This window comes from Sutcliffiella halmapala (assembly GCF_002019665.1).
GTDB lineage: Bacteria > Bacillota > Bacilli > Bacillales > Bacillaceae_I > Sutcliffiella_A > Sutcliffiella_A halmapala.
The window spans coordinates 4,675,696-4,696,444 of sequence record NZ_KV917375.1 but is presented as its reverse complement, the minus strand read 5'-3'; the positions used below and the strand labels follow the sequence as shown (position 1 = coordinate 4,696,444).

Annotated in this window: 20 protein-coding genes, 2 rRNA genes and 1 other annotated feature (1 of these 23 cut by a window edge); all 22 genes read left to right on the top strand. The window is 40.2% G+C overall.

Annotated features, from left to right (window positions below; translation table 11 throughout):
• Nucleotides 1-1,775, top strand: a 23S ribosomal RNA gene (locus BK580_RS23170) (it extends 1,157 nt beyond the left edge of the window).
• 80 nt (nt 1,776-1,855) lie between these two features.
• Nucleotides 1,856-1,972 (top strand): 5S ribosomal RNA (gene rrf, locus BK580_RS23165).
• A 316-nt stretch (nt 1,973-2,288) separates the two neighbouring features.
• On the top strand, nt 2,289-2,792 hold the full coding sequence (locus BK580_RS23160; RefSeq protein WP_078382588.1) for a GNAT family N-acetyltransferase: 504 nt from the start codon (nt 2,289-2,291) through the stop codon (nt 2,790-2,792).
• 330 nt (nt 2,793-3,122) lie between these two features.
• Complete coding sequence (locus tag BK580_RS23155; protein WP_078382587.1) at nt 3,123-3,584, top strand: CtsR family transcriptional regulator; 462 nt, start codon at nt 3,123-3,125, stop codon at nt 3,582-3,584.
• 13 nt (nt 3,585-3,597) lie between these two features.
• Complete coding sequence (locus tag BK580_RS23150; RefSeq protein ID WP_078382586.1) at nt 3,598-4,146, top strand: protein-arginine kinase activator protein McsA; 549 nt, start codon at nt 3,598-3,600, stop codon at nt 4,144-4,146.
• Nucleotides 4,147-5,211 (top strand): protein-arginine kinase McsB, encoded by a 1,065-nt coding sequence (locus BK580_RS23145; RefSeq protein WP_078382585.1) that lies wholly within the window; start codon nt 4,147-4,149, stop codon nt 5,209-5,211.
• A gap of 22 nt (nt 5,212-5,233) precedes the next feature.
• Nucleotides 5,234-7,672 (top strand): ATP-dependent protease ATP-binding subunit ClpC, encoded by a 2,439-nt coding sequence (gene clpC / locus BK580_RS23140; protein ID WP_078382584.1) that lies wholly within the window; start codon nt 5,234-5,236, stop codon nt 7,670-7,672.
• 186 nt (nt 7,673-7,858) lie between these two features.
• A complete protein-coding gene (gene radA / locus BK580_RS23135; RefSeq protein ID WP_078382583.1) occupies nt 7,859-9,235 on the top strand; it encodes a DNA repair protein RadA in 1,377 nt (458 codons plus the stop codon).
• Nucleotides 9,236-9,237: 2 nt separating this feature from the next.
• The gene (disA, locus tag BK580_RS23130; protein WP_078382582.1) at nt 9,238-10,311 is read left to right on the top strand and encodes a DNA integrity scanning diadenylate cyclase DisA; all 1,074 of its coding nucleotides are present in this window, start codon (nt 9,238-9,240) and stop codon (nt 10,309-10,311) included.
• A gap of 119 nt (nt 10,312-10,430) precedes the next feature.
• Nucleotides 10,431-11,522 carry a PIN/TRAM domain-containing protein gene (locus BK580_RS23125; RefSeq protein WP_078382581.1) on the top strand — a complete coding sequence of 364 codons (1,092 nt, stop codon included), beginning with the start codon at nt 10,431-10,433 and terminating at the stop codon, nt 11,520-11,522.
• Between the two features lie 125 nt (nt 11,523-11,647).
• Nucleotides 11,648-12,325 (top strand): 2-C-methyl-D-erythritol 4-phosphate cytidylyltransferase, encoded by a 678-nt coding sequence (gene ispD / locus BK580_RS23120; RefSeq protein WP_078382580.1) that lies wholly within the window; start codon nt 11,648-11,650, stop codon nt 12,323-12,325.
• 20 nt (nt 12,326-12,345) lie between these two features.
• Nucleotides 12,346-12,822, top strand: a complete 477-nt coding sequence (gene ispF, locus BK580_RS23115; RefSeq protein WP_078382579.1) for a 2-C-methyl-D-erythritol 2,4-cyclodiphosphate synthase — start codon at nt 12,346-12,348, stop codon at nt 12,820-12,822.
• A 295-nt stretch (nt 12,823-13,117) separates the two neighbouring features.
• A complete protein-coding gene (gltX, locus tag BK580_RS23110; protein WP_078382578.1) occupies nt 13,118-14,569 on the top strand; it encodes a glutamate--tRNA ligase in 1,452 nt (483 codons plus the stop codon).
• Nucleotides 14,570-14,612: 43 nt separating this feature from the next.
• Nucleotides 14,613-14,837, top strand: a binding site (T-box leader).
• Between the two features lie 55 nt (nt 14,838-14,892).
• On the top strand, nt 14,893-15,558 hold the full coding sequence (gene cysE, locus BK580_RS23105; RefSeq protein ID WP_078382577.1) for a serine O-acetyltransferase: 666 nt from the start codon (nt 14,893-14,895) through the stop codon (nt 15,556-15,558).
• Nucleotides 15,539-16,942, top strand: coding sequence for a cysteine--tRNA ligase (gene cysS / locus BK580_RS23100; protein ID WP_078382576.1), 1,404 nt, complete (start codon nt 15,539-15,541; stop codon nt 16,940-16,942). The genes cysE and cysS overlap by 20 nt, the downstream gene beginning before the upstream one ends.
• A 7-nt stretch (nt 16,943-16,949) precedes the next feature.
• Complete coding sequence (locus BK580_RS23095; protein WP_078382575.1) at nt 16,950-17,360, top strand: Mini-ribonuclease 3; 411 nt, start codon at nt 16,950-16,952, stop codon at nt 17,358-17,360.
• 2 nt (nt 17,361-17,362) lie between these two features.
• The gene (rlmB, locus tag BK580_RS23090; RefSeq protein WP_078382574.1) at nt 17,363-18,106 is read left to right on the top strand and encodes a 23S rRNA (guanosine(2251)-2'-O)-methyltransferase RlmB; all 744 of its coding nucleotides are present in this window, start codon (nt 17,363-17,365) and stop codon (nt 18,104-18,106) included.
• Between the two features lie 6 nt (nt 18,107-18,112).
• A complete protein-coding gene (locus BK580_RS23085; protein WP_078382573.1) occupies nt 18,113-18,622 on the top strand; it encodes an NYN domain-containing protein in 510 nt (169 codons plus the stop codon).
• 113 nt (nt 18,623-18,735) lie between these two features.
• Nucleotides 18,736-19,341, top strand: coding sequence for an RNA polymerase sporulation sigma factor SigH (gene sigH / locus BK580_RS23080; protein ID WP_235864152.1), 606 nt, complete (start codon nt 18,736-18,738; stop codon nt 19,339-19,341).
• 278 nt (nt 19,342-19,619) lie between these two features.
• Entirely contained in the window at nt 19,620-19,769 is a 150-nt protein-coding gene (gene rpmG, locus BK580_RS23075) for a 50S ribosomal protein L33 (RefSeq protein ID WP_078382571.1), read from the top strand.
• A gap of 31 nt (nt 19,770-19,800) precedes the next feature.
• Nucleotides 19,801-19,983, top strand: a complete 183-nt coding sequence (gene secE / locus BK580_RS23070) for a preprotein translocase subunit SecE (RefSeq protein ID WP_078382570.1) — start codon at nt 19,801-19,803, stop codon at nt 19,981-19,983.
• A gap of 155 nt (nt 19,984-20,138) precedes the next feature.
• Complete coding sequence (gene nusG / locus BK580_RS23065; protein WP_078382569.1) at nt 20,139-20,672, top strand: transcription termination/antitermination protein NusG; 534 nt, start codon at nt 20,139-20,141, stop codon at nt 20,670-20,672.
• The last annotated feature ends 77 nt before the right edge of the window (nt 20,673-20,749 follow it).

Here is a 20,749-nt window from a genome sequence, read left to right as displayed (position 1 = left end):
GTGACTCTGCGCCGAAAATGTACCGGGGCTAAACGTATCACCGAAGCTGCGGACTGTTCTTTGAACAGTGGTAGGAGAGCGTTCTAAGGGCGTTGAAGCTAGACCGGAAGGACTGGTGGAGCGCTTAGAAGTGAGAATGCCGGTATGAGTAGCGAAAGAAGGGTGAGAATCCCTTCCACCGAATGCCTAAGGTTTCCTGAGGAAGGCTCGTCCGCTCAGGGTTAGTCGGGACCTAAGCCGAGGCCGAAAGGCGTAGGCGATGGATAACAGGTTGATATTCCTGTACCACCTCCACTCCGTTTGAGCAATGGGGGGACGCAGAAGGATAGGGTAAGCGCGCTGTTGGATATGCGCGTCCAAGCAGCAAGGCTGAGAAGTAGGCAAATCCGCTTCTCATATAAGGCTGAGCTGTGATGGCGAGGGAAATATAGTACCGAAGTTCCTGATTTCACACTGCCAAGAAAAGCCTCTAGCGAGGAGTATGGTGCCCGTACCGCAAACCGACACAGGTAGGCGAGGAGAGAATCCTAAGGTGAGCGAGAGAACTCTGGTTAAGGAACTCGGCAAAATGACCCCGTAACTTCGGGAGAAGGGGTGCTCTGTTAGGGTGTTAAAGCCCGAGAGAGCCGCAGTGAATAGGCCCAGGCGACTGTTTAGCAAAAACACAGGTCTCTGCGAAGCCGTAAGGCGAAGTATAGGGGCTGACGCCTGCCCGGTGCTGGAAGGTTAAGGGGAGAGGTTAGCGCAAGCGAAGCTTTGAACCGAAGCCCCAGTAAACGGCGGCCGTAACTATAACGGTCCTAAGGTAGCGAAATTCCTTGTCGGGTAAGTTCCGACCCGCACGAAAGGCGTAACGATCTGGGCACTGTCTCAACCAGAGACTCGGTGAAATTATAGTACCTGTGAAGATGCAGGTTACCCGCGACAGGACGGAAAGACCCCGTGGAGCTTTACTGTAGCCTGATATTGAATTTTGGTACAGCTTGTACAGGATAGGTAGGAGCCTGAGAAGCCGGAGCGCTAGCTTCGGTGGAGGCGTCGGTGGGATACTACCCTGGCTGTATTGAAATTCTAACCCGCAGCCCTTATCGGGCTGGGAGACAGTGTCAGGTGGGCAGTTTGACTGGGGCGGTCGCCTCCTAAAGAGTAACGGAGGCGCCCAAAGGTTCCCTCAGAATGGTTGGAAATCATTCGTAGAGTGTAAAGGCACAAGGGAGCTTGACTGCGAGACCTACAAGTCGAGCAGGGACGAAAGTCGGGCTTAGTGATCCGGTGGTTCCGCATGGAAGGGCCATCGCTCAACGGATAAAAGCTACCCCGGGGATAACAGGCTTATCTCCCCCAAGAGTCCACATCGACGGGGAGGTTTGGCACCTCGATGTCGGCTCATCGCATCCTGGGGCTGTAGTCGGTCCCAAGGGTTGGGCTGTTCGCCCATTAAAGCGGTACGCGAGCTGGGTTCAGAACGTCGTGAGACAGTTCGGTCCCTATCCGTCGTGGGCGCAGGAAATTTGAGAGGAGCTGTCCTTAGTACGAGAGGACCGGGATGGACGCACCTCTGGTGTACCAGTTGTCTTGCCAAAGGCATAGCTGGGTAGCTACGTGCGGACGGGATAAGTGCTGAAAGCATCTAAGCATGAAGCCCCCCTCAAGATGAGATTTCCTTTAGCTTCGGCTAGTAAGATCCCTGAAAGATGATCAGGTAGATAGGTTCGAGGTGGAAGCGTGGCGACATGTGCAGCTGACGAATACTAATCGATCGAGGACTTAACCTAAAACAATGAACGATACTTAGTGAATCTTGATATGAAAATACGTTATCTAGTTTTGAAGGAACATCCTTCAACTTAATATGTCTGGTAATGATGGCGAAGAGGCCACACCCGTTCCCATACCGAACACGGAAGTTAAGCTCTTCAGCGCCGATGGTAGTTGGGGGCTGTCCCCCTGTGAGAGTAGGACGTTGCCAGGCAAATAAAAAAAAGATCAGTGTTGAAATAGGCACTGGTCTTTTTTGTGTTGGAACCAGTGATTAGATTATTGGAAGTGCATTTTTGAAAGTGAAGTTTTTGACTTTAGAGAAAATAGCAGGTTCTTAAGTTAAGAGATTTTTGAGAAGTACGAAATAGAAATTATCGACAATTGAAAAAAATAAAACGAGAAAGAAGCTTTCTTTCTTCGAATATGTTATGTATATCGTATCTAATTTTGCTTAGTTGCTTTATGCTGCGACGTTTCTTCTTCTACAATACGGTAGGTAAATAATGAATGGAAAGAGGGGGAAGTGGATGAAGAGTACTATTTTTATTGATGAAATGGGGAGAGGGGACTGGTGGCAAGTTCGGGATATTTATTTAGAAGGCATCGATACTGGGAATGCTACTTTTCAAATGGAAGCACCGAATTGGGAGGAATGGGATAGAGGGCATTTAAAAGAATGTCGGATAGTTGTGCGTTCAGAAGGAGGTATATTAGGGTGGGCTGCTTTGAGTTCTATCTCAAATCGACCGGTTTATAGAGGAGTCGCAGAGGTAAGTATTTATGCTAGACAAACGAATAAACGAAAAGGAATCGGTAGCTTACTTCTAAAATCTTTGATTGAAAAAAGTGAACAAAATGGATTTTGGATGTTACAATCAGGAGTTTTTCCGGAAAATACATCAAGTTTGCATTTACATACTAAATATGGATTTCGGGAGGTTGGAAGGCGAGAACGTATTGGTGAAATGAAGGGTTGCTGGCGTGATGTTGTCTTACTGGAAAGAAGAAGTAATAAGGTTGGAATTGATTAGATCAGATTGTGCAATCCATGAGGAGCGATTATTCAAAAGTGAATAGTCGTTTTTTTGTATTGAGTCAGGCAATTTATGCTCTTCCAAACTACCGGGCATAGGAGGAACACCGGGTATTATGTATATTTGTTAGCTTTTGACTGTATGTTCCGTTATTAGTTCTGTGAATTTACTCTGAAATTTTAAATATATTATTTTGACCTTTGGACGTTTATCAATGAGCAAAAAGTGGAATTCTGTTTTTGTGAGAGTTATTTATTGAAAAATATATCGCGTTCTTATATATTTTAATTATAGTCAAAGATAGTCAAGGTCAGATTGGGGGATAGCATGAGAAACATATCTGATGTCATTGAACAATATTTAAAGCAGGTTTTAGAGCGGAGTAGAGAAAATTCCGCAGAAATAAAACGTAGTGAGATTGCTGATAAGTTTGAATGTGTACCTTCTCAGATTAATTATGTAATAAATACGAGGTTTACGATTGAGCGTGGGTATTTGGTTGAGAGCAAGCGTGGTGGTGGGGGTTATATACGGATTATTAAGATTAAGCCTCATGATCATTTGCAGCTTATTGATCAAATAATCGAGTTAATAGATGTACGAATTTCGCAATCTAGTGCAGAGGATGTAATTTTTCGTTTAGTGGAGGAGAAGGTAATTTCCGCTCGAGAGGCGAAGATAATGGTTAGTGTGATGGATCGCTCTGTTATCTATTTAGGGTTACCTGAGAGAGACGAGTTAAGAGCGAGGATGCTCATAGCGATGCTTACTACTCTTAAGTACCGTTAAGGGGGGAAACACGATGGTGTGTCAGGAATGTAAGGAACGTCCAGCGACGTTGCATTTTACTAAAATTATCAATGGAGAAAAATCGGAAGTGCATATTTGTGAACATTGCGCGCAGGAGAAAGGTAATATGTTTATGTTTTCCGGTGGATCGGGTTTTTCGATTAATAATTTGATTGCTGGATTGCTAAATACGGAACAGACAATTTCAAACGAAAAGCCTGAGGGGTTTAAGGAAAATAAAGTTCTGCAATGTGAGCGTTGTAAAATGACATTTCAGCAGTTTACGAAAGTCGGGCGGTTTGGGTGTTCAGAGTGTTATCGTACGTTTGAAGAGAAAATGCAGCCGATTTTAAAGAGGTTTCATAGTGGAAATACCATCCATGCAGGAAAAATACCTCAGCGAATCGGTGGGAGTATGCACGTTAGAAAAGAAATTGATTTATTAAAAGAAGAATTACAAGCACTTATTATACAGGAAGAATTTGAAAGTGCAGCGAATATAAGAGATAAGATTAGAGAGTTAGAAAAGAAATTAAGTGAAAAAAGAGAGGGGGAGCAATAAATGTCTCTTGAACACTTTTTAAGTAATGCCGTTAGTTCGTGGATGAATCAAGAAGGTCCAGCATCTGACATTGTGTTAAGTAGCAGGGTAAGACTTGCTAGAAATTTAGAAGCGATGCGGTTTCCTACTGTAGCTAGTAACGAGGAAGCTAGAGAAATAGTGGAAACGATGAAGCGTCATTTTTCCGAGAAATCATTTCAGGAGTTGGGAGAATTAGAATTTCTCGTGATGGAAGAATTGAATACACTCGAAAAAAGGGTACTGGTAGAAAAGCATTTAATTAGTCCTCAGCTTGCGGAAGATTCCACTTATGGAGCTTGTATGTTAACTCCGAATGAAGAAGTTAGTATTATGATTAACGAAGAGGATCATATCCGAATTCAATGCCTGTTTCCTGGGATGCAATTAACAGAGGCATTGCGAGTCGCCAATTCGTTAGATGATTGGATCGAGTCAAAGATAGATTATGCCTTCGATGAAAAGCGAGGTTATTTAACAAGTTGCCCAACGAATGTAGGTACAGGGCTACGCGCTTCCGTGATGATGCACCTTCCCGCTCTGGTGCTAACACAACAAATGAACCGAATAGTTCCAGCAATTAATCAGTTAGGTTTAGTTGTTAGAGGAATTTATGGGGAAGGTAGCGAAGCTTTAGGAAACATTTTTCAAATCTCGAATCAACTAACACTAGGAAAATCTGAAGAGGATATTGTAAATGATCTACTTAGTGTGGTTCAACAACTGATTGCCCAAGAGAGGTCGGCAAGAGAAGCATTAGTCAAGACTTCCAACATACAATTAGAAGATAGAGTTTTTCGATCTTACGGGATATTAGCACATAGCCGTATCATTGAGACAAAAGAGGCGGCAAAATGCTTATCCGATGTACGATTAGGCATTGATTTGGGATTTATCGAGAATATATCACGATCTATCTTGAATGAATTAATGATTTTAACTCAACCAGGTTTTTTGCAGCAATATGCTGGTGGTCCGTTAAGACCAAATGAACGAGATATTCGAAGAGCGAGCTTAATTAGAGAAAGACTACGTTTAAAAAGATAAATTACTCGGGAGGCGATTATATATGATGTTCGGTCGATTTACAGAGAGAGCACAAAAAGTACTTGCGTTGGCACAGGAAGAAGCACTTCGTTTAAGCCATAATAATATTGGTACAGAGCACATTTTACTTGGATTAGTAAGAGAGGGTGAAGGAATAGCGGCAAAGGCATTAATTGCACTAGGACTTGGGCCAGAAAAGGTTCAAAAAGAAGTAGAAAACTTAATTGGACGAGGGAAAGAGAGCGGACAATCTATTCCACATTATACACCTCGTGCAAAGAAAGTGATTGAGCTCTCGATGGATGAGGCTCGTAAGCTTGGACATTCTTATGTAGGTACGGAACATATTCTACTAGGTTTGATTCGTGAGGGTGAAGGTGTAGCTGCACGTGTATTAAATAACTTAGGAGTTAGCCTTAATAAGGCGCGTCAACAAGTGCTACAACTACTTGGTAGTAATGAAACGTCTGGTGGCCATCAGGGCGGAGCATCTGCAAATGTTAATACACCAACGTTGGATAGCTTAGCTCGTGATCTTACTGTAATTGCGAGAGAAGGAAGTTTGGATCCTGTTATTGGGCGAAGTAAAGAGATACAACGTGTAATTGAAGTCCTTAGTAGAAGAACGAAAAATAATCCTGTGTTAATCGGAGAGCCTGGTGTAGGTAAAACAGCGATTGCAGAAGGGCTAGCACAACAAATCGTGAATAATGAGGTACCAGAAATTCTTCGAGATAAGCGTGTCATGACGCTTGATATGGGAACAGTTGTAGCTGGTACAAAATATCGTGGAGAATTTGAGGATCGCTTAAAGAAAGTGATGGACGAAATTCGCCAAGCTGGAAATATTATTTTATTCATTGATGAACTTCATACATTAATCGGAGCAGGTGGAGCGGAAGGCGCGATTGATGCGTCCAATATTTTAAAGCCATCTTTAGCGCGCGGAGAGCTTCAATGTATTGGTGCCACTACGTTAGATGAGTACCGTAAATACATTGAAAAGGATGCAGCACTTGAGAGACGTTTCCAACCAATTCGAGTGGATGAGCCAACAATTGAGGAATCTATTCAAATTTTAACAGGGTTGCGCGATCGTTATGAAGCACATCACCGTGTTTCCATAACTGATGAGGCAATTGATCAAGCAGTGAAGCTTTCGGATCGTTATATTTCCGATCGTTTTCTACCGGATAAAGCGATTGACTTGATTGATGAAGCGGGATCAAAGGTTCGTTTACGTTCCTTTACAACACCTCCTAATTTAAAAGAGTTAGAGGTGAAGCTAGAAGGAGTTCGGAATGAAAAGGACGCAGCTGTCCAAAGCCAAGAGTTTGAAAAGGCGGCTTCCTTACGTGATACGGAACAGCGCTTACGCGAGCAGCTGGAAGAAACTAAGAAAACGTGGAAAGAGAAGCAAGGTCAAGAGAATTCTGAAGTAACAGTAGAGGACATTGCGATGGTTGTGTCTAGTTGGACCGGAATTCCAGTATCGAGACTTGCGCAAAAAGAAACTGAAAAGCTTTTAAATATGGAAGATCTTCTTCACTCTCGTGTAATTGGGCAGGATGAAGCAGTGAAGGCTGTTTCAAAAGCAGTACGTCGTGCCAGAGCTGGTTTGAAAGATCCAAAACGTCCAATTGGTTCCTTTATTTTCTTAGGTCCTACAGGGGTTGGTAAAACAGAACTTGCTAGAGCGTTGGCGGAGTCTATCTTTGGAGACGAGGACGCGATGATTCGTATTGATATGTCTGAATACATGGAGAAACACTCTACTTCACGTTTGGTAGGTTCTCCTCCAGGATATGTTGGGTACGATGAGGGTGGACAATTAACGGAGAAAGTTCGTCGCAAGCCATACTCTGTTATTTTATTAGATGAAATTGAAAAAGCGCATCCTGATGTATTCAATATATTATTGCAAGTATTAGAGGATGGTCGATTAACTGATTCGAAAGGGCGTACAGTGGACTTCCGAAACACGCTTGTCATTATGACATCGAACGTTGGGGCTGATGCGTTAAAGCGTAATAAATATGTTGGATTTAATGTGCAGGATGAAAATCAAAATTATAAAGACATGAAGGGGAAAGTAATGGAGGAGCTGAAAAAGGCATTCCGTCCAGAATTCCTTAACCGTGTCGATGAGATGATTGTGTTCCACTCATTAGAGAAAACACATCTGAAAGAAATCGTGACACTATTATCGGATCAATTAACGAAGCGTTTAAAAGAGCAAGATATTGTTTTAGAATTAACGGATGCAACGAAAGAGAAGATTTCTGAAGAGGGATATGATCCAGAATACGGAGCAAGACCTTTACGTCGAGCTATTCAAAAGCATGTTGAGGATAAGTTATCAGAAGAGCTCTTAAAAGGAAATATTGAAAAAGGGAAAAAGATTGTCATGGACGTGGTAGATGGGCAGTTTATTGTCCGAGACGTCGAAAAAGTAAAATAATAACGGGTTTTAGTGGTTTACAGGTAGAACCAAGATTATAAGTGGAGGTAGGCTCTTATTTAAAGAGCTTTGCCTCCTTTCTTGTATCCTTTTACGTTTGCTACTTAAAATTGGCTTGTACGATATAAAATAAGGTATCATAAAAAGAGGAAAACAATGGTATTTTAACAGAGAGAGGATTTTTTCATGGCAAAGCGTAAGACGAAGTTTATTTGTCAGGGATGTGGGTATGAGTCTCCTAAGTGGATGGGGAAGTGCCCGGGTTGTAACGCCTGGAACAAAATGACGGAAGAGATGGAAGAGTCTAAAACACCGAGAAGAGGGGGCTTTACCACTTCATCTCCTACACTTGTGCGAAAGGCAGAATCTATTACTAAAGTAGAATCGATTAAAGAAGCACGGATTCAAACTAATATGGCAGAATGCAACCGAGTGCTTGGTGGCGGTTTGGTACAGGGATCACTCGTACTAATTGGTGGTGATCCAGGTATTGGAAAGTCAACGTTACTACTTCAGATATGTTGCCAACTAGCATTGAAAAAACATCGTGTTCTTTATATTTCAGGAGAAGAATCGGTGCAGCAAACGAAACTTCGAGCAGACCGGTTAGGAGTTCAAGCGGATGAACTGTTTGTTTTATCTGAAACAGATTTTGAATTAGTTGCAAAAGCAATTGATGAGGTTCAGCCAACCCTATTAGTCATTGACTCCATTCAAACGGTATATCATCCTGCTGTTACCTCTGCACCAGGAAGTGTGTCACAGGTAAGAGAGTGTACAGCGGAGCTTATGAGAATCGCGAAAACGAAAAATATTGCTGTGTTTATTGTAGGGCATGTTACAAAAGAGGGATCGATTGCAGGGCCTCGAATATTGGAGCATATGGTAGATACTGTGTTATATTTTGAAGGAGAACGCCATCATACTTATCGTATTTTACGATCTGTTAAAAATAGATTTGGTTCAACTAATGAAATTGGAATCTTTGAAATGAAAGAAGAAGGGTTAGAAGAAGTGAAAAATCCTTCAGAAATCTTTTTAGAGGAACGTTCAAAAGGTGCTGCAGGATCTACTGTTGTAGCATCGATGGAAGGAACACGACCAGTTTTAGTAGAAATTCAAGCACTAATATCTCCAACGGGATACGGAAATCCAAGAAGAATGGCCACAGGAATTGACCATAATCGCGTGTCGTTAATTATGGCGGTTCTAGAGAAAAGAGTAGGTCTACTTTTACAAAACCAAGACGCCTATCTAAAAGTAGCAGGTGGCGTTAAATTGGATGAACCAGCGATCGACTTAGCGGTAGCAGTTAGTATTGCTTCCAGCTTTCGAAACCAATCTTCTGAGCCGACAGATGTGGTGATAGGAGAGGTTGGTTTAACCGGAGAGATTAGGCGTGTGTCTCGTATTGAGCAACGTGTACAAGAAGCAGCAAAACTCGGATTTAAACGTGTTATTATTCCTTCCAAGAACTTAGGTGGATGGACCGTTCCGAAAGAGGTCAAGGTGATCGGAGTTGCCACGATTGACCAAGCTCTGCAATATACACTAGGGGGATAGGGATGGAGGATCTACGTCTGAAAGAAAAAACAATGGCGGATACGTTACAATTTATTGCTCCAGGATCACCTATGCGTGAAGGAATTAACAATATCCTTCGATCACAAACTGGTGGTCTAGTTGTTGTCGGGTTTAATGATAAAGTAAAGGAAATGGTAGATGGGGGCTTTTCAATTAACTGTTCGTTTAGCCCAGCATACGTTTATGAACTAGCTAAAATGGACGGTGCTATTATATTAAATGACAAAGGAACGAAAATTCTTTATGCGAATGCACAATTAACACCCAACCCTACCATAATATCTACAGAAACAGGGATGAGGCATAGAACGGCAGAGCGGGTGGCTAAACAAACAGGGTGCTTAGTAGTTGCCATCTCGCAAAGACGTAATGTTATAACGTTGTACAAAGGTGATTTTCGATATGCCTTACGTGACATAGGGGTTATTTTCACAAAAGCAAACCAAGCGATACAAACATTAGAAAAATACAAGTCTGTTTTAGACCAGGGAATTACTAACCTTGGAGCACTTGAATTTGAGGAGCAAGTATCTCTCTCTGAGTTATTACAGGTGATTCATCGGATTGAAATGGTGTTACGGATTAAAAATGAGATTATTAGTTATATTAATGAATTAGGAACAGAGGGAAGACTTATTCGTTTGCAGATGACAGAACTTCTCGCCCATATTGAAGAAGAAGCGATTCTTCTAATCAAAGATTATTGTTTAGATAAAGATATGGATGCTTTTCTGATTCTTAAAAAGCTACAGGCATTAGCTAATACAGATTTATTAGATGATACGGTTATTTTAAAAATGTTAGGGTATTCAGGCTTTATGAATCCCGATGAATTTGTGCTTCCGAGAGGATATAGAATTTTACATAAGATCCCTAGACTTCCACCTCTTGTTATTGAAAATCTAATATGTAGATTTAAAACAATGAAACAGATTTTGGTTGCAACAGTAGAAGAGTTAGACGAGGTAGAAGGAATTGGGGAAGTGCGAGCTCGGAAAATAAAAGAAGGTTTAAAACGAATTCAAGATCAATTGCTTATTGACCGACAAATATAGGTTTTTTTCAAGATAAGTGTTTCAATTACGTGTCCATCCACTAACAAATGTAAAATTAAGAGGTTTTTGACGTTTTATTTATAGGAAACTGTTTATAATGAATATAGGGAGGTGAGGCAATGTTAAGGCGCATGGTTCAATTGTTTTTTCTCATTCTTGGTGGTACATTGGGTATTTTCTTTATCCCGGAATTATTTTCTCTATTGAATCTAGGAGATATTTCTTTTTTAACCAAGCCTTATACTGTTGCGATACTAGGAGCTATTATATTTTTTATCCTTACTTTTTGGTTAGTGGATTATGTAGTCGGATTTATTAAATGGATAGAGGAGTCGTTAGTAAAAGCGCCAGTAACAGATGTATTGTTCGGTAGCTTAGGTCTCATTTTTGGTTTAATTGTCGCTTATCTAGCGGTTATTCCTTTAGAGAAAATTCCATTTGTAAGTAGCATTTTCCCGATTTTCATCACGATACTATTAGGATACCTTGGATTTCAAGTAGGATTTAAAAAACGCGATGAGCTTGTTAATTTATTTTCAATTTCTAGCAAATTTGGAAAGAAAAAAGCAGCAGATGAAGAGGATATAGATCTTTCATCTAAAAAGTTAAAAATATTAGACACTAGTGTTATTATTGATGGTAGAGTCGCAGATATTTGTCAAACTGGCTTTTTAGAAGGCACGATTGTTATACCTCGCTTTGTTCTAGAAGAGTTACAGCATATTGCAGATTCCTCTGATGTATTGAAACGTAATCGAGGAAGACGTGGACTTGATATTCTTAATCGAATTCAAAAAGAGTTAGCGATAAAAGTAGAAATTTACGAAGGAAACTTTGAAGACATTCAAGAAGTAGATAGTAAACTTGTGAAGCTAGCGAAGTTGACTTCAGGAGTCGTAGTGACGAATGACTTTAACTTAAATAAAGTTTGTGAACTTCAAAATGTAGAGGTTTTAAATATTAATGACCTTGCAAATGCTGTGAAGCCTGTGGTTCTGCCGGGTGAAGAGCTGACAGTTCAAGTAATAAAGGATGGAAAAGAACATAATCAAGGTGTAGCATATTTGGATGATGGCACAATGATTGTTGTGGAAGAAGGCCGTGACTACATTGGCAAGCATATTGAGGTGCTAGTCACAAGTGTCCTCCAAACCTCTGCTGGACGAATGATATTTGCCAAACCAAAACAAATGGAACGAGCAGCACTTTAATAAGAAAAGTGGAACCGGCTTAATTGGCTCCATAGCCCGACTATATGTAAAAAAACTACCCTCTCCAGCGATGCTAAGAGGGTAGAAGTTATTTTAGCATAGATTTTTATATGGGAGAGTTTATCATGAAGTACCAGGTAATTGTTTTAGCGGCAGGTCAGGGGAAAAGAATGCAGGCCGGGAAGAACAAACAATTTATTGAGCTTGAGGGAAAGCCAGTTATTATACATACATTAACTATCTTTGAAAATGACCCATTATGTGATCAAATTAAATTAGTGATCAATGAAAAGGAGATAAAAATCTTTGAATCTCTTCTAACTACACACCATATTTCGAAAGTAAGTGAAATGGTAATAGGGGGGAGAGAGCGGCAGGATAGCGTGTATAATGGGTTAAAAACACTCGAATCTACAGAGATTGTTTTAGTCCACGATGGAGCCCGACCATTTATTAGACAAGCTGTCATCCATCGATTAGTAGAAAAGGCTCGTCAAGAAGGGGCTGCGATAGTTGGAGTGCCGGTGAAGGATACGATTAAACGAGTGAGTCCTAATGAGATAGTAGAGGAAACCGTGGAACGCTCTAATCTATGGTCGATTCAAACACCACAAGCGTTTCAATATAACGTTTTAATGAAGGCCCACCACAAGGCGAAAAAGGAAGATTACATGGGGACAGATGAGTCTAGTTTAGTGGAGAGAATCAATGTTCCAGTACATATTGTAGAAGGCGATTATGAAAACATTAAATTAACTACACCAGAAGATATATTAATAGCGAACGCTATTTTACAAAAATAAATATAAGAAGGAGAACCCGTATGTTTCGAATAGGACAAGGATTTGATGTGCATCAATTTGCAGAAGGAAGACCGTTGATAATTGGAGGCATTACCATTCCTTATGAGAAGGGACTATTAGGTCATTCTGATGCGGATGTCTTGCTACATACAATCTCAGATGCATGTTTAGGGGCAATTGGAGAAGGAGATATTGGTAAGCATTTTCCGGACACAGATCCAGCATTCAAAGATGCAGATTCTGCTGTTTTAATGCAGCGGGTATGGGAAATAGTAAAAGAAAAAGGCTATAAGTTGGGAAATGTAGACTGTACGATTATTGCCCAAAAACCCAAAATGGCACCACATATTGAAACAATGCGTGCAAGAATTGCTGAACTACTAGAAGCAAGTGAAGAGCAAGTAAATGTAAAAGCAACGACAACGGAAAAGCTTGGATTTACTGGAAGAGAAGAAGGAATTGCAGCCCAAGCCGTCGTGTTATTAATAAAACTCTAATAAAAGTTAAGCTACTTATGATCAGGGTAGACACACACATGCAATGAAATTTTCGCACCATGGATGATGAAAATGCGGCATGTTAAGTATCCCTGTCCTCCCAAGACCGCCCGCGGAAAGCAAGTGGCAGGAGCGGAAATCGAAAGGGTGTCTAACGGAACCTTACCTATTTTCAGGGTAGTCATAATAAAGAAATAAGGACTTTTATCACTGTTTTATGATAGAATAATGCTTGGATTTTGAAAAACTATCCCCGTCTAAGCTCGGAAGCTGACGGAACATTGGAGGTAACCATATGACAGTTCGCGTACGTTATGCCCCAAGTCCAACAGGGCACTTACATATAGGAAATGCTCGTACCGCATTATTTAATTATCTTTTTGCACGTAGCCAGAATGGACAATTTGTTATTCGTATAGAGGATACGGACAAGAAGCGTAATATTGAAGGTGGAGAAGAAAGCCAGCTTAAATATTTGAAATGGCTTGGAATCGAATGGGATGAAAGCGTCGATGTTGGTGGCGAATACGGTCCATATCGTCAATCAGAGCGTAATGATATTTATAAAAAATATTACAATGAACTCCTTGAAAAGGGATTCGCTTATAAATGTTACTGTACAGAAGAGGAATTAGAAGCAGAAAGAGAAGGGCAGATTGCACGTGGTGAAATGCCTCGTTATTCTGGTCAACACCGTAACTTATCAACGGAAGAGCAAACTACTTTTGAAAATGAAGGTAGAGAGCCAAGTATTCGTTTTCGCGTTCCTGAAGGATCCGAAATTAAGTTTAATGATATGGTAAAAGGTGACGTATCCTTTGAATCAGACGGTATTGGTGACTTTGTTATTGTGAAAAAAGATGGTACACCAACTTACAATTTTGCAGTTGCGGTAGATGATCATTTGATGAAGATATCTCATGTGCTTCGTGGAGATGATCACATCTCTAATACGCCAAAACAAATTATGATTTTTAATGCGCTAGGGTGGGATGTTCCTATCTTTGGTCATATGACATTGATCGTGAATGAGAGTCGTAAAAAATTGAGTAAGCGTGATGAGTCTATTATTCAATTTATTGAGCAGTATGAGGAGCTTGGCTATTTACCTGAAGCATTGTTTAATTTTATTGCGATGTTAGGCTGGTCACCTGTTGGGGAAGAGGAAATCTTCTCTAAAGAAGAATTCATTAAAATATTTGATGCAGATCGCTTATCTAAATCTCCTGCTGTGTTCGATACACAGAAATTAACGTGGATGAATAATCAATATTTGAAGAAGCTGGACCTTGATACAATTGTAGCACTTTCTTTACCACATTTAGTAAAGGCTGGTCGCTTCCAAGATTCAATGACAGAAGACGAGAAGCATTGGGCAAAAGAATTAATTTCTCTCTATCAAGAGCAAATGAGCTATGGAGCGGAAATTGTTGAGCTAACAGAAATGTTCTTCAAAACGCATATTGAGTATACCGAAGAAGCACAAACAGTATTAAATGAGGAGCAAGTTCCGGAAGTAATGGCTGCTTTCCGTGAGCAGTTAGCAGAGCTCGAGGATTTCTCAGCGGATAGCATCAAGGCTTCTATTAAAGCAGTCCAAAAAGCTACTGGTCACAAGGGGAAAAAGCTATTCATGCCGATTCGTGTAGCAACAACTGGACAAACTCACGGACCAGAGTTACCACAGGCGATTCATTTATTAGGAAAAGAAACAGTTATCGCACGCTTAGAGAAACTAATTAGTTAACATTTCTAACAAAACATAATATGATAAGAGATATAAATAATTAAAATGAATGTAGATGAGGAGAGTAAAAGAATTTAATCCTTTTTAGAGAGAATCGTCGATGGCTGAAAACGATTCATGTGATGAATTCTTTGAAGTGCACCTCGGAGTCTATTGCTAAACAGCAAGTTGCTTAGTAAGTAATAGCGGCTACCTCCCGTTACGAGGATGAGTGGAGATATCGGTGTATATCTAAACAGAGTGGAACCGCGCCATAAGCGTCTCTGTGTCTTAGGACACAGAGACTTTTTTATTTGTGAAATAGAGTGAAAGGGGGATCTTGAATGTTTCGTACGTTAAAGGAAGATATCGATGTTATTTTTGAACAGGACCCAGCAGCACGAAGTTATTTTGAAGTTATTTTAACTTATTCAGGGTTACATGCCATATGGGCGCATCGATTAGCCCATACATTTTTTAAGCGGAAATTATTTTTTATTGCCAGAGTTATTTCCCAGGTAAGTCGTTTTTTCACAGGAATTGAAATCCATCCAGGGGCTAAAATAGGAAGCCGCTTTTTTATCGACCATGGTATGGGTGTGGTAATAGGTGAAACATGTGAAATAGGGAATAATGTAACTGTCTTTCAAGGTGTCACCTTAGGTGGTACAGGAAAAGAAAAAGGAAAAAGGCATCCCACTATATTAGATAATGCATTAATAGCGGCTGGAGCCAAGGTTTTAGGTTCGATAACTGTTGGAGAGAATTCTAAAGTAGGGGCTGGATCGGTTGTGTTAAAGAATGTTCCTAATAACTCAACAGTCGTTGGAATTCCTGGGAAAATTGTTATTCAAGATGGGATAAGAGTGAAGAAGGATTTCAACCATCAGAATATGCCAGATCCAACAGGAGATCGCTTTGTCGCATTAGAAAAGCAAATCGCTCAATTGCAGCATGAATTGTTACTTTTAAAAGAGAGGAAGAACATAGATGACCATTCATCTTTATAATACATTAACTCGACAGAAGGAAATGTTCGTACCATTAGAAGAGGGTAAGGTAAAAATGTATGTGTGCGGACCAACTGTTTACAACTATATTCATATTGGAAATGCGAGACCACCGATTGTTTTTGATACAGTAAGAAGATACTTAGAGTACCGAGGTTATGAAGTTAATTATGTATCCAATTTCACTGACGTGGATGACAAGCTTATCAAAGCAGCCAATGAACTTGGGGAAGATGTTCCAACCATTGCTGAGCGCTTTATAGCGGCATACCATGAAGATGTCTCTGCATTAGGGTGCAAACAAGCTACGGTTCACCCAAGAGTTACAGAGAGCATGGATATTATTTTAGAATTTATTGAAGCGTTGATTGAAAAAGGCTTTGCTTATGAGTCAGGTGGAGACGTCTATTATAGAACGCGCGAATTCAAAGAATACGGGAAGTTATCCCATCAGCCAATCGAGGATTTGCAACTAGGAACGCGAATCGAAGTGGGAGAAAAGAAACAAGATGCTCTAGACTTTGTACTTTGGAAAGCTGCTAAAGAAGGAGAAATATCTTGGAGTAGCCCTTGGGGGGAAGGTCGCCCAGGTTGGCACATTGAGTGCTCAGCTATGGCACGAAAATATCTAGGGGACACTATTGATATTCATGCAGGTGGTCAAGATTTATCCTTTCCACATCATGAAAATGAAATTGCTCAATCGGAAGCTTTAACAGGCAAAACGTTTGCGAAGTATTGGTTGCATAACGGGTATATTAATATTGATAACGAGAAAATGTCGAAGTCTTTAGGGAACTTTATTCTAGTACATGACATTATTAAGAAACATGATCCACAATTAATCCGTTTCTTCATGCTATCGGTTCATTACCGTCATCCAATCAACTATAATGATGAATTATTAGAGAGTACTAATAATGGATTAGAGAGATTACGTACTTCATACTCTAACTTAAAGCATCGACTAGAAAGCAGTGTGAATTTAACGACGGAAACAGAAGACACACAATGGCTTGAAAGTGTAGCAACTTTAAAGAATGAATTTATCAAAGTCATGGATGATGACTTTAATACTGCGAATGCCATTGCTGTACTTTTTGACATGGCAAAACAGGCGAACCTTTATGTAAGTGAAAAGAATACATCTGAAAAAGTTTTACAAGCCTTTATTTCTCAGTTTGAAGAGCTGTTCGGCGTTTTAGGTGTATCCATATCTAAGGATGAGTTGTTAGATGAAGAAATAGATGCTCTTATTCAGAAGCGAATTGACGCTAGAAAAAATCGCGATTTTGCTTTAGCGGATCAAATTCGAGATGAGTTAAAAGACAAAAATATTATCTTAGAAGATACAGCACAAGGTACTAGATGGAAAAGAGGGTAACAAAGCAATGAGTACCATCAAAATAGACGCAAAACAATTAAATAGTTTGGCGCTTGCTTATATGGGTGATGCTGTGTACGAAACGTACGTTCGTCATCACCTTTTGAAGCAAGGCAAAATCAGACCGAATCAATTACATCGCGCTGCTACAAGTTATGTGTCCGCTAAGGCGCAAGCACGACTGCTACACCAATTAGCAGGAGAGGCGTATTTTAGTGAATTAGAGGAAGGCGTCATTAGAAGAGGAAGAAATGCGAAATCTGGCACTGTCCCGAAAAACACGGATGTTCAAACATATCGTTATTCAACAGCATTCGAAGCGTTAATCGGACATCTATACTTAACGGATGAAACGGAAAGAATGGAACAGATATTCAAAGCATGTATTCAAATTATAGATGACGAGAGAGGTGAGTAAGGATGTCTAAAGAATTTATTATTGGGAGAAATCCCGTATTAGAAGCTATAAAATCGAATCGAGAAATAAATAAGCTCTGGGTTGCTGAAGGTTCACAAAAGGGCTCAATGCAACAAATCATTACCCTGGCAAAGGAAGCAAACGTATTAGTACAGTTTGTTCCGAAAAAAAAGATTGACCAAATGGCAGAAGGAAATCACCAAGGGGTTGTGGCCTCGGTCGCTGCGTATGACTATGCAGAATTAGATGATCTTTTTCACTTAGCAGAGAAGCGGAACGAAACCCCGTTTTTTTTAATACTAGATGAAATAGAGGATCCGCATAACCTTGGTTCCATTATGAGAACTGCAGATGCAGTGGGAGCTCATGGAATAATTATTCCAAAGCGGAGAGCAGTAGGGTTAACTGCCACTGTAGCAAAGGCTTCTACGGGTGCAATTGAATATATACCAGTTGTACGTGTGACGAATTTGGCTCGCACAGTGGACGAGCTAAAAGAAAAAGGACTTTGGATATTTGGTACAGATGCAAAGGGAACGATTGACTATCGGAATATGGATGGAACGTTACCTACTGGCTTGATTATAGGTAGTGAAGGAAAAGGGATGGCAAGGCTATTAAAAGACAAATGTGATTTTCTAGTCTCGTTACCGATGGTTGGAAAGGTTACATCCTTGAATGCTTCGGTAGCTGCTAGCCTGTTAATGTATGAGGTTTTCCGTAAAAGACAGCCGGCGGGAGAATAACAAGCAATGGATATCTTGCTTGTTGATGGATACAACATTATTGGTGCGTGGCCAGAGTTAAGAAACCTAAAGGATCAAGACTTAGCTTTGGCACGTGATATCCTCATATCAAAAATGGCAGAATACCAAGCATATACGGGTTATCGAGTAATGGTGGTTTTTGATGCCCACCTTTCACAAGGAATTGAAACGAAATATAAAAATCATCGAGTGGAAGTCATTTATACTCGAGAAAATGAAACAGCGGATGAAAGAATTGAGAAGCTAGCAATCAGCTTAAATGATATTCGAACGCAAATTCATGTAGCGACATCAGATTTCACCGAGCAATGGGCTATTTTTGGCCAAGGTGCACTTAGGAAATCAGCCCGTGAATTATTGAATGAGACACAAGCAATAGAAACTAGAATAAAAAAAAGAGTAACCAATTTCACTAACGAAAAGCCTTCTAAACGTATTGAATTAGATACAGAACTTTCTGCAATTTTCGAAAAATGGCGTCGAGGACAGCGATGAGTGGTTGACGTTGAATTTAAGACTACTGTATAATATTTCTATCTACTGTTTTGTTCGGAGGGATAGGTGTGATAGTGAGCGACCCAAGAAAAACTAGCAGGGTATTAGAGTTAATGGATGATGAGCAAGTGGTAGTACTTGTACATTTAGGTGATAGTGAAGCGCTAGACTATTTAATCAACAAGTATAAAAACTTCGTAAGAGCGAAGGCTAGATCCTATTTTCTCATTGGTGCAGATCGCGAAGATATTGTGCAAGAAGGAATGATAGGTCTTTACAAAGCAATCCGTGATTTCAAAGAGGACAAGCTTACTTCTTTTAAAGCATTTGCGGAGTTGTGTATTACGCGCCAAATCATTACAGCGATTAAAACAGCAACGAGACAAAAGCATATCCCACTTAATTCATACGTTTCACTGGACAAGCCTATTTACGATGAAGAATCAGATCGTACGTTAATGGATGTTATTTCAGGGGCCAAAGTAATGGACCCAGAGGAACTGATTATTAATCAAGAAGAATTCGACGATATCGAAGTCAAAATGGCTGAGCTATTGAGTGACCTCGAAAGAAAGGTACTTGCGCTCTATCTAGATGGACGTTCCTATCAAGAGATTTCAGAAGATTTAAACCGGCATGTAAAGTCTATTGACAATGCCTTACAGCGAGTGAAACGAAAGTTAGAGAGATATCTAGAATTGCGAGAGATAACTTTATAAAATCGGGCCAGAACGAGCCGGTTCCGCTTTTCTTGTTGTCTAGTTGCGCCGGCTAGCTCCTCGAGTCATAAGCCATTTTCCTCCAGAGGTCGAAAAGCATGACCTCCTGCGGAAACTGTCTTATGCTTGTCGGAGCTGAACGAGCCGGTTTCACTTTTCTTGTTGTCCGGTTGCACCGGCTAGCTCCTCGAGTCGGTTCTGCTTTTCTTCATTGACACAATTGTTACAGGTATGTTACATTTTTAGGGATATCTATGCTTAATTGTGGTGGTGTACTCATGCAGAGTAAATTAGTGCTTGCTTGCGCGCAATGTGGTTCCCGTAACTATTCCACTGTAAAAGGTAAAACGCAAAGTAGCGAGCGTTTAGAAATAAAGAAGTTTTGTAAGGTTTGTAATGCTCATACCGTTCATCGGGAGACAAAATAGATCAGTATTTCTGGAGCTGGAGGTTACGTGGATGAAACGTTTAATAAATTTCTTTCGTGGCGTAAATCGCGAAATGAAAAAGGTCTCTTGGCCGAAACGTAAGGAATTAACTCGCTATACCATTACTGTAGTAACAACGGTTGCTTTTGCAGCGGTGTTCTTCTATGTTGTGGATTTTGGGATTTCCGAGCTTATTCGACTAGTAATACGATAAAATTCGTACTAATTCTTTTTGCACTTGAATAAGTCATGTTATATCATGGTATAATGTGAATAATACTGTTTACAAAAAAACCCGGTCAACGGGTTTTTTCATTTGGAGAAAAAATACTTTATTAATGGGGAGGGACGGACAGTAAGTCCATATAGATGGAGAAAAACTGGTACGTCGTTCATACTTATTCTGGATATGAGAATAAAGTTAAAGCGAACTTAGAAAAAAGAGTAGAGTCTATGGGGATGCAGGACAAGATATTCCGTGTTGTAGTTCCAGAAGAAGAAGAAACTGATATCAAAAACGGTAAAAAGAAAGTAACGAAGAAAAAGGTATTCCCAGGTTATGTACTTGTGGAAATCGTGATGACAGACGATTCATGGTATGTTGTTCGTAATACTCCTGGTGTTACAGGCTTCGTTGGATCAAGCGGATCCGGTTCAAAACCAACTCCTTTACTAGATGATGAAATCCAATTCATATTGAAAAGAATGGGTATGGTCGAGAAACTTATTGAGGTTGATTTCGAATTAAAAGAAACTGTTCGAGTAAAAGAAGGTCCATTTGCGAACTTTACAGGTCATATAGACGAAATGGATAAAGATAAGCAAAAAGTGAAAGTACTCGTTAATATGTTCGGCCGTGAAACACCGGTAGAACTTGACTTTACACAGATCGAAAAATTATAATGTAAAAAAACTTGAAATAGTTTTGAAAAAGTGTTATCATTTCAAAGGTCAGTATGTCTTTGAAAAGAGACTATTAA